Raw genomic sequence first — 16,428 nt, 5'->3', positions numbered from 1 at the left:
CACCGCATCAACCGCAAATCTTATTCACTTTACTTAGCAAATTATTTCTCTAACCCACCTCTTATGTTATAGTTTCACCATTTTTAAGTTCAAATAAATTTATGGGAAGTTAGTTATGTCTGCTGAAGAAACAAATAATATTTCTACGACTTATTCACCAATTGACGCTGAAAAGAAGTGGTATAAAATTTGGGAAGATGGAAAGTACTTTAAACCTACTCCAGGAAAAACTGGAAAGAGCTACTGTATTATTATGCCTCCTCCAAATGTCACAGGAAGACTTCACGCAGGACACGCGCTAGACGTAACGAATCAAGATACATTAATTCGTTGGAAGAGAATGAAGGGATTTGAAACTCTTTGGCTTCCAGGAATGGATCACGCAGGTATTGCCACCCAATCTGTTGTAGAAAAACAAGTTCAAGCTGAAGAAGGAAAGACTAGGCACGAATTCACTAGGGAAGAGTTCTTAGAAAAAATTTGGAAATGGAAAGATGAATACGGTGGTATTATTGCCCAACAACAAAAAACGATGGGGGCCTCTCCAGACTGGGACTACTCCATGTTTACAATGGACCCAGAAGCTAATGAAGCTGTTAGAAAAGTTTTTGTTATGCTTTACAATGAAGGACTCATCTATCAATCAGACTACATTATTAACTGGGATACTGTTTTACAATCTGCAATTTCAGACGCTGAAGTTGAGCACAAAGAAGTTAAAGGTGCTTTCTACCACATCCTCTACTCCGTAAAAGATAGCGACATAAAACTAGAGATTGCGACGACAAGACCGGAAACTCTTCTCGGAGATACTGCTGTTGCAGTAAATCCTAAAGATGAAAGATTTGCTCATCTTATCGGAAAAAAAGCTATCGTCCCTATTTGCAATAGAGAAGTTTTAATTATTGGAGATGAACATGTTGATATTGAAGTGGGAACTGGTTGCCTAAAAGTTACCCCTGGTCACGACTTCAACGATTTTGAAATTGGTAAGAGACACAATTTAGAGATTATTAATATTTTGAATAAAGATGGAACACTTAGTGAAGCGACTGGAGAATTCCAAGGCCTTACAACTAAGAAAGCACGAAAACTCGTTGTTGAAAAACTAAAAGAAGTCGGAGCATATGTTAAAGAGATCGAACATACACATCAAGTAGGACATGGAGATAGATCAAAATCTGTAATAGAACCAATGGTTTCTAAACAATGGTTTCTAAACGTTCAAGACATGTCTAAAGAAGCTCTAGAGTGCGTTGAAAAAGGTGATACAAAATTCTATCCTAAGCAGTGGGAGAATACTTACTTCTCTTGGATGAGAGAGCCAAGAAACTGGTGTCTCTCTAGGCAGTTATGGTGGGGACATCAAATTCCTGTATTCAATTGTTCTGATTGCTCTCACCAATGGGCAAGTGAGACTGATGAGACAAGTTGTTCAAAGTGTAAAAGTGAAAATGTCACTCAAGACCCTGACGTTCTAGATACATGGTTCTCTTCAGGGCTATGGCCAATGTCCACTCTGGGCTGGCCAAACGCTGAGAGAATGAAAGAAAGAGGCTATGACCGCTTCTTTCCAACAACTTGTTTAGTCACAGGCTTTGATATTATTTTCTTCTGGGTAGCTAGAATGATGATGATGTCTTTAAAAGTTACTGGAGAAAAACCATTTAGCGACATCTATATTCATGCCCTTGTGAGAGATAAACTTGGAAGAAAAATGAGTAAGTCTCTTGGTAATGGACTTGATCCTCTTGAAACAGTTGAAGAGTATGGAGCCGATGCCTTTAGGTTTACTCTCGCGGCAGGTTCTGGATATAACCGAGGATTAAACTTAGACCCTGAAAGAATTGGTGGTTATAGGAATTTCATTAATAAAATCTGGAATGCTTTTAGATTTATATCTCCTTTTCTTGAAAAGGGAGAATCTACTTTGCCAAGTGATTTAGACCAACAAGAAAAATGGATTCTCTCAGAATTAAATGAGGTAACTAAAGTCATGAACGACTCTATGGAAGAGTACCGCTTCGACGACTCTTGCTCAGCAATCTATGCCTTCGTTTATGATAAATTTTGCTCTTGGTTCATTGAACTTTCTAAGAATATTCTTCATGGTGATGATGAAGCTGCAATGATTAGAAGAGCCTCAGTTCTTAAGTATTCTTTTAGACAAATTGTGACTCTTCTTCACCCTATTACTCCATTTATAACTGAAGAGCTATGGAGTCATTTAAAAGACAGTGAGGAAGAACTCTTAATCATTCAAGACTATCCTGAGTTTGAGTCAAAACTAAACTTCACAAGTGACCAAGAAATGATGAATAAGTTTATTGAGGTTATTACTTCTCTTAGAAATCTTAGATCATCTCTAAATCTTAAGCCTAAAGAAGAAATCAATGCTGCTTTATTTACTGACCAAAAAGATCTCTTAGATTTTTTCAAAACTACAGAAAAAGGTTTTGCTGATCTTGCAAGAGTTAAGTCTCTTACTGTGGAAGATAAGAATAGTTCCAGACCTACAAAGTCTGTAATGAAGGCCACGACTCACACAGAAGTATTCATACCTCTTGATGGATCTATTGATCTTTCTGAGCAAATACAAAAACTTGAAAAAGATCTTTCTAAGACAGAAAAAGAGATTGAAAAATTAGATAAGAAATTATCAAATGAAAAATTCATTTCTAATGCTAAAGACGAAGTTATTTCTAAGGTAAAGGAAGAGCACTCTGAACTGACTGAGAAAAAGAACTCTATAGTTGAAAATTTAGAAAATTTTAAGTCATAATTTCATAACATCATGGATGAGGTCTAAAACTTCATCCATGACTCTGATTTCTTTCTTTTTTCCATCTTTAAATATTTCAACAACATCACAATCTTCTGTGATAATTAAATCATCAATATTAGAAAAGTAATTAGAGTTAATTCTTGTGTAATCATCTTCACAGAATAGAAAGGCTCTTTTTTCATAGAAGAGACAGGCATGAGCGAGATACTTATCATCTGTTAAAATATACTGAGATTTCTCAATTAAGTCCGGTAGAAAACTCAGGCCCTCAACCTCACCCTGAATAATCAACTCAACTTTCAAATTCTCATGAGACTTTAGCTCCTGCCAGAAACTTAGATTTTTCATATCCCAAATAACAACAACGCCACTATCCATTAGTAGAATGAGTTCTTTCCATAAATAAAAGTTCTTCTTTGAGTTTTTTAAAAGAAAGAAATTTGGTTTTGTATTTTCAAATAGCTCATGAACATTGTCTTCTTCCTCGTCTTCAATTTCAGGTAATTTAAAAAAGAAATCATCCATATCACTTTCAAGTATTGTATTTAGATAATTAATTGAAATCAGATCTATTGGTGTGTTATGAGGAGCAACTCCCATCTTAGTCGTATAGAGAAGTTTCTTCCCTCCACAGTCCTCTCCTATTCGATTCTTTGCTCTAAAAGAAAAGCCCGTCAGCGCTCCTTTAAAGTCGAATGAGAAGTCAAAGAAGTGATCAATATTAAATACATCTTTAACATTTACTGCAAATTTATGGATTCCTATAATCGTATTTAGACTTTCAGGTAAAGGATAAATTCTCACCTTATGAGGAAGCAGTTCCAAAACACCCTCCAACCCCTTATCCACAATGACATTAACTTCTGAATCTGGAAAAAACTCATTGAGCTTTATAAAGAAAGGAAATAAAGAAACTAACTTATCTTTATCTCTTGGTCCCTGAATTAAGAATTTTGTTTTCAAATTTTTAGCCCATTCTCTTTTGTATAAAAGAGCACTGAATAATAAATTACAGCAAATGGAAGAATGAAGAGATTTAAAATAGGCATTGAAATTAACGCCATAAAAACACAACCTGTAAAAAGATATGTAAGAAATGATCTTCTTAAACTTCCGACACAGTCTGAAAAGCTTAAATTCTTCCTTGACCACGAATAATCTAAAAATGAAACGGCCAGCAATAAGGCAGATATAGCAAAAGAGACAGGAGGAAAGAAAAGACCTAGGATGAATGCAAGAATTGATAGAAGAAGAATAAATAAAATTTTCTTCGCCTCATTAGCTAAGACCTTTAACATTCTCTTAAAGAATTTATCGGTATCAAAATCTGGAGAAGGCTCACCTAATAAACGCTTTTCCACCCTACCCGAAATAATGTCATTAAAAGGCGAAGAAATAATAGAAACAAAGAGAACAAAGGTCCAACTGACAAGAAAGTAAAGAATTACAGTGAGAATAGCTGTAAAGATCCAAGAAATATAACTCAGCCATTCACTACTGCTAATCTTTTCAGCAACTAAGTTCTTCCCCCAATCAAGAAAATCTACATAGAATAAATTTCCAATATAATAGTAAGCAATGATTCCAATCAGAACTGGAATCATTGATAAGAGTAGAATAACTTTATCTTCTTTTAATAAGCTAAGTGATTTGTGTATCGCCTTGATTGGTCTGCTCATATTTTTTCCCAATGATTTGGATTTTTAAATTTAAAACTATAAAGTTCATTATAGTCATCTAAACAACTTTTTTCTGGAATTTTTCGTATTATTCTCTTAAATTTTTCCCAACTAAGATATTTATAAAGAATTTCCGTTTCAACTTTTCTCTTTTCACAAATTTCCAATTTTCTCTTCGCCTTTCTAATCATTCCCTCTGCGCCATTAAGATTTCCATCTAAATAATGGTAAAGGGAAGTGGCCACTTGAATAACCACCCAATAGACATAGCGCGCATCGTCACCATAATCGGAGAGCCAGAGATCTTCAACTTCCTCATGACATTCCCAAAATTTATCTTCGTTATAAAGAACAATGCCTGTTTTCAGTAAGTTAAGATGCTCATTAGTGAATTGGCCGAATTGATAATTTGTTTCCATCTAACCATTATAAAAAGGCTATTCATTTGTTACAAGGTGAATTTCATGAACACAAAAGGCCTAAGAAATGATAAAAAATTAGGTACATAAAAGACTGTGATGAAGACGAAGAAGATAAGGAGCTCCAATGGAAAAACTAGCTAGAACACTAGTTCCCGACTATTTAAAAGAACTGCAAGTCTATCAGGCAGGAAAACCTATAGAAGAAGTTGCTAGAGAGAAGGGATTAACTAATATTTCAAAGCTTGCTAGTAATGAAAATCCACTTGGACCTTCACCTTATGCAATTAAGGAAATGACTGGTGGTCTTTGGGATCTACATCGCTATCCAGATATGCATGCCTTCCAATTAAAGAAGTCCCTATGTAAGCTCTATAATTTAAAACCTGGAAATATAATTCTAGGAAATGGAAGCGAAGGTATTATGGCCTATATTGCAAGGGCCTTTCTTCAACCAGGAGATGAAGTTCTCACGTGCGAGAATACTTTCATCGGATTTTATATACTCACTAGAAGTGTCGGCGCTCACTTGAAGAAGGTTCCACTAACTAAGGATTACCGTTTTGATGTTGAAGCTCTTGCTAAATCAATCAATGAGAAAACAAAAGCGATCTATATTGCAAATCCGAATAATCCAACAGGAACTTATATTACAAAGAAAGAATTTGATTACTTAATGGAATACGTTCCCGACCACGTCATTGTTTTACTAGATGAAGCATATTTTGAATTCGCAAAAGACTGCGATGATTACCCTGACTCAATGGACTACCGCTATGACAACGTCATTACTCTTAGAACATTTTCTAAGGCCTACGGGCTTTCAGGAATTAGAGTTGGCTATGGCTTTGCTCATGAGGACTTCATTACAAATCTCAGCAAGGTAAAACTCCCCTTTGAACCAAATCTCATTGGACAACTAGGAGCGAGAGGTGCCCTCAATGATACACCTCACTTAAATAGAACACTAAAAAATAATGTTAAAAGATATAATGAAACTTTTGAGTTTTTAACAAAGCATGATTTTAATCCAATAAAGTCTATAACAAACTTTATCACTTATAAAACAGGATCACTTGAAGCTAGTGAGTGGATGTTTGAGCACCTTTTAAATGAAGGTGTGATAATTCGTCCTCTTAAGGCAAATGAGATGCCGGACTACGTAAGAGTTTCACTTGGAAATAAAGAAGAGATGCAACACTACTTTGAAGCAATGGAAAAAATTCTTCCAAAGTATAATGATCTATTTGGGAGAGCTAAGAAATGAAAATTTGTCACTACAGAAATAACTTCATTCCCGGTGGAAAAACGCGCCTTGGAATCTTAGATGAAAATGAAGGAATTATCATTGACCCAAACTTTGTCTGGGCCTGTGATTATGAAAGAGAAGGAAGATTTAACCCATACGAAAGAGCTGATCGAACTCTCCCAAGCTCTCTCTTTGACGTCTTAAATTTCTGTGATGATCCTCTAGATGCTCTTCAAGAGAGCTATGGACTTTTTCAATTTCTAAAACTTGTTGGAGACCTAAAATTAAAAGATGGAACACCTACATTTTATAAACTAGATGATGAAAGTATTTCTCTAGCAAAGCCTCTTGATAAAATTGCAACCTACAGAGACTTCTATGCCCACGAAAAACATGTGGCGAAAGGTTTCGAAAAAAGAGGAGAGCCTATTCCTGAAGCTTGGTATGAAATACCTGCTTATTACAAAGGGGCAACACAAGGTTTTATTGGACCTGATGAAGAAGTGCTCTGGCCTAGCTATACTAATATTCTCGACTACGAATTAGAAATTGGAATGGTTGTAGGAAAAGAGGGAATTAATATAAAAGAAGAAGATGCCTTAAAACATATCTTTGGCTTTACAATCTTAAACGATATTTCAGCGAGAGATATTCAAAAGAAAGAGATGGCCATCAGACTAGGCCCAGCAAAAGGAAAAGACTTCTGCTCAATCATTGGTCCTGTTATTACAACAATCGATGAGTTTGATGGTCTAGAGCCTGACCTTCTAATGACCGCCACTGTTAATGGAAAGGAATGGTCAAGAGGACAGTCCGGAGACTCTCACTTCTCTTTTGCCCAAATGATCACTCATGTTTCACAAGACGAATGGGTTCTCCCAGGAGATCTCTTTGGCTCTGGAACTGTAGGAACAGGCTGTGGGCTTGAGATTGATAAATGGATTCAATCTGGAGATGAGATAGAATTATTTATTGAAGGTATTGGAACTTTAAAAAATAAAATAGGAAAGAAGAATGGAAAGCTTTAAATCAAGTGGAACTTTTTCTAAACAAGCTCACGTAAAGATTCCAGAAGGTCTTTATGAAGAGGAGCATGGAAGAAAAGGTTTCTTTGGCAGAGTAAGTCAGATTTATCACCAAAACCCACCAGTAAATTGGACTAATATCGAAGGTGAATTAAAACCAAGATGCCAAAAGCCAATGTTTGGCGATCACTTAGAAGTAAATTACTTTCAACCCATTCTCTTTAATAACGATGTTACAATCAATGTTGCTCATTATACCGTGAGCTTTGAATGCTTCTTTAGAAATGCAGACTTTGATGAACTCTACTTCATTCATGAGGGAGAGGGACATTTTGAAACGATCTATGGCCACCTCACTTATAAGCGTGGTGATTATATTACAATTCCAAGAGGGACAACTTATAAACTTTTCGTAAAGAATGCGACAAAGATATTTAAAATCGAATCAAACTCTGAATTTGAACAGCCGGACAGAGGAATGCTTGGTCCAAATGCTCTATATGACCAAACGGTTATTGAAACTCCTGAGAGCGCACTTGGCTCTGAACAAAATTTAAGTGAGTATAAAGTTGAAATAAAAAGACTAGGTAAAATTACGACAGTTACTTATCCTTTTAACCCACTTGATGCAAAAGGATGGAAAGGTTCCGTTTATCCAACGAAGCTCTCTATCTACGATCTTTGCCCTGTGATGTCACATAAGTATCATATTCCACCCTCTGGACATACGACTTATGTTTGTAGAAATTTTGTTATTTGCTCTTTTGTAGAAAGGCCTTTAGAGGACTCAAAGCATGGGGTCCTTAGAGTTCCTTTCTATCACTCAAATATTGATTACGATGAAGTTCTTTTCTATCATCAAGGAAACTTCTTCAGTAGAGATAATATAGATGCTGGAGCACTAACGTTTCACCCACAAGGAATTCATCATGGGCCACACCCAAAGGCCTTTAATAGTGTCGATGATAAAACTCACACTGACGAGTATGCCGTTATGGTTGATGCCAGATATCCACTTGAGCCAACAAAGTGGTTTGCAGAGAATGAAGTAAGTGATTATTGGAAAAGTTGGATGTAGTCAAAAGGATTAAATTATGAATATGAAAAGTTTCGATACAAATGGTGAATTTGCTAAAAATTATAAATTTCTTATTGGCTCTATACTTCCAAGGCCAATTGCAGTGGTCTCAACAGTAAATGAGAATGGAACAAATAACGTAGCTCCTTTTTCATTTTTCACAGCTGTTAGTGCTAAGCCAATGATTATCGCCTTCTCTCCAATGATCAAGAGTTCAACAGGAGAGATGAAAGATACTCCTAGAAATATTTTTAGAGAGAAAGAATTTGTTGTGAGCTTTGTCAGTGAAGAGATCATTGATCAGATCAATACAACTTCTGTAGAGCTACCTTACGGGGAAGATGAATTTAAACTTGCGGGACTTACACCAATTGATTCAGACATTGTTAAGGCCAAGAGAATCCTTGAAAGTAAAATACACTTTGAATGTATCTATAGAGATCACCTTAGCTATGGCGATGAACCTGGTTGTGGGCAAATTATTACTGGAGAGGTGGTAAAGGTTCATATAAATGAGGATCTTCTCGATTCAGGAAGAATTGATACTTCTAAATTCAAACCTGTGGGAAGAGGTGCTGGCAATGATTGGATACTCTGCGATCATCTCATTCAAAGAGAGCGCCTTATGCAGAAGCAAATTCAAAAATAATTTCAATGACTTGAGGAATACCCTACATTTTTCCTCAAGTTTGTCACCGGCCCTTCCGATAGGGCTTCTATGAAAATAAATCAAACAACACAAGAAAGATTAAAAGAGATTAACAAAGCTGGTTCAATTGCCACTAAGACAAGAATCACAATGGCCACGGCAGAGAAAAATGCAGAAGAATCTGCTGCTGTACTAAAAAGGCCATCTAAGTTTGTGCAAAAGATGGCCTCGGCTTTTAATAAGTTAAATGTCTTTTAAATTGAGAAAAGCTCACCCCATCCTTCACTGTCAACAGTTCTAGGGTTAGCAAGTAGACCTGTTTCAACGAAGAAGTCTAAGACGTCTGGTATTGAATCATTTCTCTTATGCAATAAGAGAACTCTTACAAAAGTAAATTCAAGTCCGATTGGCGTTGTAATAACAGCTTTCATGTGAAAAATTCGACAATCTCTTCCATCACAAAACTTAATTTTATCAGCTATAAAAGACGTCCCTCCTGAGTAGGCTCCATCTTCAATATATTCACGAACATCAAGTGCATCAAGTCCTCTAATCTTCTTAACAACTATCTTCACGCTCTCTGCTGAGTGCTCTCGAATCAAATCCTGTTTAAAGTCTGCTGCAACTTTTGAAATAGTTTCAACTGCAGGATCTGAGGAAGCCGCAATATTAGTAATAAAAATAAAGACTAAAAGAACCTTTAGGGCTGATTTCACTATATACTCCAGATATATTTATTTAGATAAATTCTACAGAAATTCGAACACCACACAACTACCACTATAAAAAATACAATAAAAAAAGCCCGCATTTACGCGGGCTTAGTGATATTTGATCAATATTTAAACAAATTACTTTAGTTTAATTTCTTCTTTAATCTTCTCAAAAGTCTTCTCTTCTCTGATAGCGTACATTAAGTTTCCTTTTAGTTTTGCATCAGAAGAATAGTAACCTTTAATTTGATCAGCTTGCATACCTGAACCAGCGGCCATCTCTTCAATCTTTGCATCAAAGTCAGAATCTGTTGCTTCAACATTGTATTTCTTTGCAAGGTTATCAAGAATTAATCCTGAACGAACTTGAAAAGTTGCTTTCTCAGAAAGATCTCCTGCCCATTTTTCAAAGTACTCACCAAGCATTTGCTCGTTGAACCCTTGCCCTTTAAGGTTTCTAGAAAGATCTTCTTTAAGGCTAGCTTCTTGCTGCGAAACAAGTGAAGCTGGAACATCAAACTTATTTGCTTCAATTAATTTCTCAAGAATTTCTTGGTGCATTTTCTCAGCAACTTCTCTTTCTTTTTGCTTAAAGAGATTATCTTTTGTTTTTGTTTTGAAATCTTCTACAGTTTCAAATCCAAATTCTTTAGCAAGCTCATCTGTAAAGTCAGGGAATACCTTTTGCTTAATTTCTAAAAGCTCAGTATCAAATTTTACTTTAGAGTTTTTAAGTTCTTCAACGTGGTAGTCTCCAGGGAAAGTAAGTTCAATAACTTTCTTCTCACCTTTTTTCATACCAATCATACCTTCTTCAAATCCTGGGATAAATTGCCCTGAACCAATTTCAAGTAAGAACTCTTCACCTTTCATATTTTCTGGCTTCTCACCATCTTCTTTTTCACCTTGAAAGTTAAGAACTGCGAATTGACCATTTGCCAGTTTCACATCTTCTTCAATTTCTTTCATCTCTGCTCTAGAACCTAGGTAATTCTTTTCCATTGCTGTAACATCTTCGTCAGAAACCGCTACTGTTTCTTTAGCTACAGTAATTTTATCTAAACCTTTTACTTCTACAGTTGGGAAAATTTCAACGAGAGCATCAAACTTAACTGATTTCCCTTCATCGTAATTCATATTTTCAAACGATGGGTAACCAACGATTCTTAGCTCTTCTTTTTGAACAGCATCAAAGAATTGATTTTGTACAAATTGATTTAAAGCTTCTGATTGGATTTGTGGTCCATAAACTTGCTCAACCATACTTAAAGGAGCTTTTCCTTTTCTAAAACCTTTTAATGAGGTTGTTTTTTGCTTTTGAACAATTGCTGTTTTAATTTCAGCAGTAAGATCTAGAGTTTCAAAATTAAAAACAATTTTCTTTGTACAATCATTAATTGTTTCAACAGTATAAGACATATCTTTCCCTCGCGTAACTAGTTGCATCATATTAACTTAATTTTTAGGTGGTGAAAGTATCGAGATTGGCCTCAAAAGTCAATGAAAGTACTGTATTAGAGAGGGGATTTGCGAGTTTTGTTAAAGGGCTAGTAATTCACTTCATAGAGATAAAGTCCTTGGGGAGGGGCCACTGGAGCCAGCTTTCTGCCAGTTGGTGAGCTAAGGGCCACCCGAAGCTCATCTAAGCTCACTTTCCCTTCTCCAATATTCCAAATAGTTGCAACCATCAGCCTGACCATCTGCTTCAAGAAGCCACTTCCTTTAACTTCAAAGACAAAGTACTCGGGGTAGATATCTTTAAGAAACCCTGAGCCAGATGACTTTTCTAAGCTACAGTCAAAAATTCTTCTAACTGTAGATGAAACTTCCGTGCCCGTTGTGTAAAAATCTGCAAAGTCATGCTCTCCAATGAACTCTTTGCAGGCCATTTTCATTTTTTCAATATCTAGGCTCCGAGAAAGATAAGTCACCATATCACCAGCAAGTGCATCCCTTCTTTTTCCAAGACTAAAAACATAACGATAGGTCTTATCCTTGGCCCCAAAAACTGGATGAAAGTCTTCACTCGAATCCTCGCAAGTCATGCATTCAATATCATCAGGTAAGTGAGAATTTATCGCCTTAAGTAGTGATGAACTCTCAATTGAAAATGGAATTTGAATTCTGGCAACTTGAGCGAGAGCATGGACCCCCGAGTCTGTTCTACCCGAACCAATTGTATGAATATCATTTGATTTTACAATTTTTAAAAGAGCTTTCTCTAATTGCCCTTGAATCGTTAATTCAGAATGAGGTTGCTTTTGCCAACCCTGATAGCGCTGGCCTTTATATTTAATTTTTAATTTATAGAAATTCAAAAGTGAAACCTAAGCCGTATGACATTCCCGAAATTTCAACTTCATCTGCAAATCCAGAATAATTTTGTGTACGGATGGCCAAATCAATAGACATGAAACTAACCTCATGAGTTCTATAGTATTCAAAACCTGTATCCGTAAAAAGGTGCCCTAGATTTAACTTAAGTTTTCCTTCTGCAGAATACCCATAGCCTACTTGCCGTCTCTCTTTATCTTTATCACCGTCATCTCTATCACTTCTATTTTGAATGAGGCCCATAACACTTGGTCCTCCAGCAAATGATAGCTTAACAACTTCTCCTATAGGCAATTCAATGAGTAGTCTTAAATCAATTGGCAACGAGTAGAGATTAAATCGAGTTTTACTAACTGTATTATCGTCTGCAAAAATCCCTTTTCCTGTACTATAACCAACTCCAAGTCCACCACCATAACCAAAATTTAGAAAGCCTTTATATAAATAGCGATCCATTGAAATATGAAGTGATCCACCTTTTGCTCCTGAATCGGAATCAAAAGTTTTTGAATATACTCCTCTAGTATCAGTGTAATCAAAATTATTTTGAAAAAATTCGAATGAAAAAGACGACTTACTCTTCTTTGCAAGTCCTTTTAAAATATCTTTATTCGTATAGGTAATATAGCTGTCAGAATCAAGTCCACTAAATGGCGCGCCTGAGTTAAACTGCGAAGGAGAACCTTTGCCTGAGACCTCAGTTCCATAATCTTCTTCACCCGGCACAAGTGCCGACGTTTTCTTCTTCTCAACCTTATCTAATGGTCTTTCATTTCCATCTGGAATATAGACACTTTCACCATCAACTTTAACGTCTTCCATTGCATTTGGAATACTTCCAGGCACCGTTTGCCCGAAGTCTTCAGCATAAGAATTTGCTAAAATTAGAGTTAAAGTAAATAACTTAATTACCTTCGTTAATTTCATCATTTTCGCTCTTCCATGAAAAAACATCTTCAAGTGCACCTTTATGAGTAATAAAGTAAATCAATCCACCAAGAACATACGCTCCAGTGATTACACCAATCATTAATTGTTCATATGTAAATATCAATGCTAGCAAAAGAAATATTAAAGCTAATACTCTCTTCTTATGAGTTTTTACCCATGCTGCATTTTTAAATGAATAAAATGGAACATTTGAAATCATCAGCAAAGAGTAAAGGACAACATAGAAAATTGTAAAAGGGGTTAAAGTTTTAATAAGTTCAAACTCAATTGCTAGTAGAACATAACCCACAAGTCCTAAAGCTGCAGTCGGAATAGGAAGGCCTTGAAAATAATCACTACTTACTTTATCAATATTTGCATTAAACCTAGCAAGTCTCAAGGCTCCACAAAGAAGATAAATAAATGATACGACCATTCCAAGTCGTCCAAGATCTTTAAAAAAGCAGTTATAAACAAGAAATGCAGGAGCTATACCAAATGATACAACATCACTGATTGAATCAAATTGCTCTCCAAACTGAGATTGGGTTCCAGTCATTCTAGCAACTCTTCCATCAACGGAATCAAAGATTGCTCCTAAAAGAAGAATCATACTTGCATTATAGAATTGTCCATTCCACGACATTATTACTGAGGCAAAACCACAGGCCATATTCAACGCTGTAAAAGTGTTTGGTAAAAAGAAAGCAAGTCTCTTAGGTTGATCAATCATATTATTTTTTCCTCAACATCTGTAGGTATCCCAGCAAGAATTCCTTCGCCAGCAACTACTTCATCTTTTTCATTAATTAAAACTTCCAACACAGATGGGATGTATACTTTCACCTCACCACCCATTGGAAGAAATCCAAAATTAACTTTCTGTTTCCCACGGTCCCCAGGCAGCACTACAATCTGTGGCGCAAGCCTAAGAATATTTTGTCCAACAGCAAGACCTATATCTATTCCACTTGATAGTCTAAACTTTACAAGGTGATCAAGACAATCTTTTCTACTAGATTGAACCTCATGAATTTCGGCCTTCGCAGGGAAAAACAATCCAAACTCTTTCCAGAAGGGAACTTGAATAAGAACACAAGTCATATCTTTTCCAAAGAAGTCATGATCTACATTTTTATAAATTTTATAAACTCTTCCATTAACAGGAGAGACAATAACATTATCGTTAGAATGATCTCTAAAATCTTGTTTTTGTTTTCTAAAAATTCCAAAGAGAAAAGCAAAGGCCGCGACGGTTAATAGGAATCCCAAAAAACCAAACGATAGCATTAACAAGAATGCTAGAAATGAAATACAGAAATATATCCACCGAGGTAAGTAAGTTAATCCCATGTAATAAATCTATCAACAAATTGCGCCAATGTCATTTATTGCTTACACGGAACTCATTTTCTAAGGATCTGTAATAAAAGGGCTTTTCTCTCATCTGACTGTCTGCGACATGAGTTAATAGCTCTTTTAGATTATCTTTCATAAGCTTTGCGCTCGAAAGTTTAACCCCCTCAAAGTTTCCATCAAAGTGAGTCCAAAACTCACCGAGCTCATGCCTTAAACTATTTTGCAAAGAGACTAATTCGCTCTCAGCATGTAGAGATTTTTTTACTACACTACCGCGCCACTCATAGAGAAATACTTCATTCTTAAAGGCCTTAGAAACCCAAGCGCCATTATTAACACCTAAAATATAAGGAACAGCAAAATGATAGAAAGAGTATATCGGGATATTCTGCCACTCAAGAACTTGGGCAATCCCTTCAGATATTCTCATTCCTGTATATGAGCCAGGTCCAGCAACTTGAAAAAGTCCCTTGATCTCTTTTACTTTCAATCCTCTAAGCTCTAAGAGATTGTAAATATGAGAATGGATAGAGGCTGAGCTCTTCTTGTCATCCGTTTCGATAAACTCTAACCAATTATACTCTTCGTCTAAAAGACCTAGCACTAAATGATCAGAGGTATCGATAAAGAGGTAGGCCATTAAAAGAATCTCACCACGTCGTTAAAGATCGCACCAATCATCAGCATCAGTAACATTGAAAGACCAAATTGTTGTGCAATTTCCATTTTTCTTCTGGAGACGGGTCCTCTATTTAAAAATTCAAGTCCTAGAAATAAAATATGCCCGCCATCCAAAACTGGAATTGGGAATAGGTTTATAACTCCAAGGTTAACTGAAATCAAGGCCATCAATTGAAAAAAGTAAGAAAGGCTCGTCTGAAAAGAATCCGAAGCAACCTTACCAATAGCGAGAGGTCCTCCAATATTCTTAAGTGAAACTTCTCCAACAATAAGTTTTTTAAACGAGCCTACTGTTTTTACAATAGTGTCCCAAGTTCTTGAAAAAGCTCCCGTGAACGACCCAACAAAGCCTTTAGAAGGAGTGTCAACAAACCTCATTCCTTGGAATACACCGTTTGAGTAGACTCCAATGAGTTTTACTTTCTTCTCCCCTTGAGGTTTTACATCCGGAGTAAGACTCACAGACTTTTCAATATTATCTGCTAAGATTTTTACTTGAACTTCTTTTGTTTCAATCTTTTGAAGTGTTGCTCTTAAAACTTCAAAGCTATAGATATCTTCTCCATTAAGTCCCAAGATAATATTCCCACCTAGAATCCCAGCTTTTTCAGCAGGAGATTTCATAGAAATACTTTTTACAAACATATCATTTGGATAAAGCTTTGCTTCTCTCATTGTTTTAAAGAAATTCTCCATTCCTTTATTACCAATTTTTACTTCGCTTACAAATGGTCTCTCTTCCTGGATATTTATATCACCGAGGTCCGCATCTTTTTTCATTTTAAATAAGTAAACACTTTGGTTCTCAGCATGATCTGCGAGCTCATCAAGAGACTCTCCCCAATTTACGGAGTCTTTATTCAATGACAGAGCAAATACCTCTCCATTATAAGAAGTCATAACAGGACGTCTTAGAAATGGTGGGTAATTAACCATCTCTTCAAAAAATTCTTCTCCACTCATTCCTATATTTACAGTTTTCATTTCACCAAAGCGCTCTACGGTAAGAGTCTTCACCCCTCCGTCCATTAGAACTACATCAGATGGATTTGAAACAGATTCTCCATTTACCTCTTTAAGAATATCACCAGTCTTAATACCGAAGTTTGCAAACTTTGAATCCTTTGTAACTAGTCCCATTTTTAATTCAGGCATTTTCTCGCCACCAATTAAGAGCGAAAAGAAAATAACATAGGCCATAATAAAGTTCGCAAGAGGTCCACCAAAGACAATCCAAAATCTTGCCCACTTACTCTTATGAGTAAAGCTATACTTTCTTTCTTCAACAGGAATAGCATCGCCATTGAATGGATCGTCACCAAACATTTTCACATATCCACCAAGAGGAATTAATGAAAGTGCGTACTCAGTGTCACCTTTTTTAAATTTAAATAACTTTGGTCCAAAGCCTATGGAGAATACTTGGACTTTTACTCCAAAAAGTCTCGCAAATAGAAAGTGCCCTAGCTCATGAAAGAAAACTAAAGGCCCAAGGAATAATATAAATATCAATACTTTTTCAATCAT

17 protein-coding genes are annotated in these 16,428 nt (G+C 36.0%); 6 read left to right on the top strand and 11 right to left on the bottom strand.

Annotated elements, in window-relative coordinates; translation table 11 throughout:
* Window positions 1–115 precede the first annotated feature (115 nt).
* The gene (locus CES88_RS09720) at window positions 116–2,782 is read left to right on the top strand and encodes a valine--tRNA ligase (protein WP_290733819.1); all 2,667 of its coding nucleotides are present in this window, start codon (window positions 116–118) and stop codon (window positions 2,780–2,782) included.
* Here the strand turns inward: CES88_RS09720 and CES88_RS09715 are convergent.
* The 3 genes from CES88_RS09715 to CES88_RS09705 are packed head-to-tail and all read right to left on the bottom strand — an operon-like array spanning window position 2,777 to window position 4,883.
* Window positions 2,777–3,748 (bottom strand): hypothetical protein, encoded by a 972-nt coding sequence (locus CES88_RS09715; RefSeq protein ID WP_290733817.1) that lies wholly within the window; start codon window positions 3,746–3,748, stop codon window positions 2,777–2,779. The two genes, CES88_RS09720 and CES88_RS09715, sit on opposite strands and share 6 nt — an antisense overlap.
* A complete protein-coding gene (locus CES88_RS09710; protein WP_290733815.1) occupies window positions 3,745–4,464 on the bottom strand; it encodes an EI24 domain-containing protein in 720 nt (239 codons plus the stop codon). Before CES88_RS09710 ends, CES88_RS09715 begins: the two co-directional genes overlap by 4 nt.
* Entirely contained in the window at window positions 4,461–4,883 is a 423-nt protein-coding gene (locus CES88_RS09705; protein ID WP_290733813.1) for a DUF309 domain-containing protein, read from the bottom strand. Before CES88_RS09705 ends, CES88_RS09710 begins: the two co-directional genes overlap by 4 nt.
* Window positions 4,884–5,010: 127 nt before the next feature.
* On the opposite strand from CES88_RS09705, the gene hisC reads away from it, so the two are divergent.
* From hisC to CES88_RS09680, 5 genes are all read left to right on the top strand, one after another.
* Complete coding sequence (gene hisC / locus CES88_RS09700) at window positions 5,011–6,150, top strand: histidinol-phosphate transaminase (RefSeq protein ID WP_290733812.1); 1,140 nt, start codon at window positions 5,011–5,013, stop codon at window positions 6,148–6,150.
* Window positions 6,147–7,160, top strand: coding sequence for a fumarylacetoacetate hydrolase family protein (locus tag CES88_RS09695; RefSeq protein ID WP_290733811.1), 1,014 nt, complete (start codon window positions 6,147–6,149; stop codon window positions 7,158–7,160). The genes hisC and CES88_RS09695 overlap by 4 nt, the downstream gene beginning before the upstream one ends.
* Window positions 7,147–8,235, top strand: coding sequence for a homogentisate 1,2-dioxygenase (locus CES88_RS09690; protein ID WP_290733810.1), 1,089 nt, complete (start codon window positions 7,147–7,149; stop codon window positions 8,233–8,235). Before CES88_RS09695 ends, CES88_RS09690 begins: the two co-directional genes overlap by 14 nt.
* Window positions 8,236–8,251: 16 nt before the next feature.
* Window positions 8,252–8,884: a flavin reductase family protein gene (locus tag CES88_RS09685; protein ID WP_290733809.1), complete on the top strand. Its 633-nt coding sequence runs from the start codon at window positions 8,252–8,254 to the stop codon at window positions 8,882–8,884.
* A 69-nt stretch (window positions 8,885–8,953) separates the two neighbouring features.
* The gene (locus tag CES88_RS09680) at window positions 8,954–9,142 is read left to right on the top strand and encodes a hypothetical protein (protein ID WP_290733808.1); all 189 of its coding nucleotides are present in this window, start codon (window positions 8,954–8,956) and stop codon (window positions 9,140–9,142) included.
* Here CES88_RS09680 and CES88_RS09675 read toward each other — a convergent pair.
* The 8 genes from CES88_RS09675 to rseP form a co-directional block, all read right to left on the bottom strand.
* Window positions 9,139–9,600 carry a hypothetical protein gene (locus CES88_RS09675; RefSeq protein ID WP_290733806.1) on the bottom strand — a complete coding sequence of 154 codons (462 nt, stop codon included), beginning with the start codon at window positions 9,598–9,600 and terminating at the stop codon, window positions 9,139–9,141. The genes CES88_RS09680 and CES88_RS09675 overlap by 4 nt on opposite strands.
* 135 nt (window positions 9,601–9,735) lie before the next feature.
* Window positions 9,736–11,016, bottom strand: a complete 1,281-nt coding sequence (gene tig, locus CES88_RS09670; RefSeq protein ID WP_290733804.1) for a trigger factor — start codon at window positions 11,014–11,016, stop codon at window positions 9,736–9,738.
* Window positions 11,017–11,144: 128 nt separating this feature from the next.
* Window positions 11,145–11,915 (bottom strand): tRNA pseudouridine(38-40) synthase TruA, encoded by a 771-nt coding sequence (gene truA, locus CES88_RS09665; protein WP_290733803.1) that lies wholly within the window; start codon window positions 11,913–11,915, stop codon window positions 11,145–11,147.
* A complete protein-coding gene (locus CES88_RS09660) occupies window positions 11,902–12,861 on the bottom strand; it encodes a hypothetical protein (protein ID WP_290733801.1) in 960 nt (319 codons plus the stop codon). The genes truA and CES88_RS09660 overlap by 14 nt, the downstream gene beginning before the upstream one ends.
* Entirely contained in the window at window positions 12,836–13,594 is a 759-nt protein-coding gene (gene pssA / locus CES88_RS09655; RefSeq protein WP_290733799.1) for a CDP-diacylglycerol--serine O-phosphatidyltransferase, read from the bottom strand. Before pssA ends, CES88_RS09660 begins: the two co-directional genes overlap by 26 nt.
* Window positions 13,591–14,133 (bottom strand): hypothetical protein, encoded by a 543-nt coding sequence (locus tag CES88_RS09650; protein WP_290733797.1) that lies wholly within the window; start codon window positions 14,131–14,133, stop codon window positions 13,591–13,593. The genes pssA and CES88_RS09650 overlap by 4 nt, the downstream gene beginning before the upstream one ends.
* A gap of 112 nt (window positions 14,134–14,245) precedes the next feature.
* Entirely contained in the window at window positions 14,246–14,860 is a 615-nt protein-coding gene (locus tag CES88_RS09645) for a hypothetical protein (RefSeq protein ID WP_290733795.1), read from the bottom strand.
* Window positions 14,860–16,428: an RIP metalloprotease RseP gene (gene rseP, locus CES88_RS09640; protein ID WP_290733793.1), complete on the bottom strand. Its 1,569-nt coding sequence runs from the start codon at window positions 16,426–16,428 to the stop codon at window positions 14,860–14,862. Before rseP ends, CES88_RS09645 begins: the two co-directional genes overlap by 1 nt.

The organism is Halobacteriovorax sp. JY17 (genome assembly GCF_002753895.1).
Classification (GTDB): Bacteria; Bdellovibrionota; Bacteriovoracia; order Bacteriovoracales; family Bacteriovoracaceae; genus Halobacteriovorax.
The sequence above is the reverse complement of the archived record's forward strand: the minus strand, read 5'-3'. Positions and strand labels throughout refer to the sequence as shown.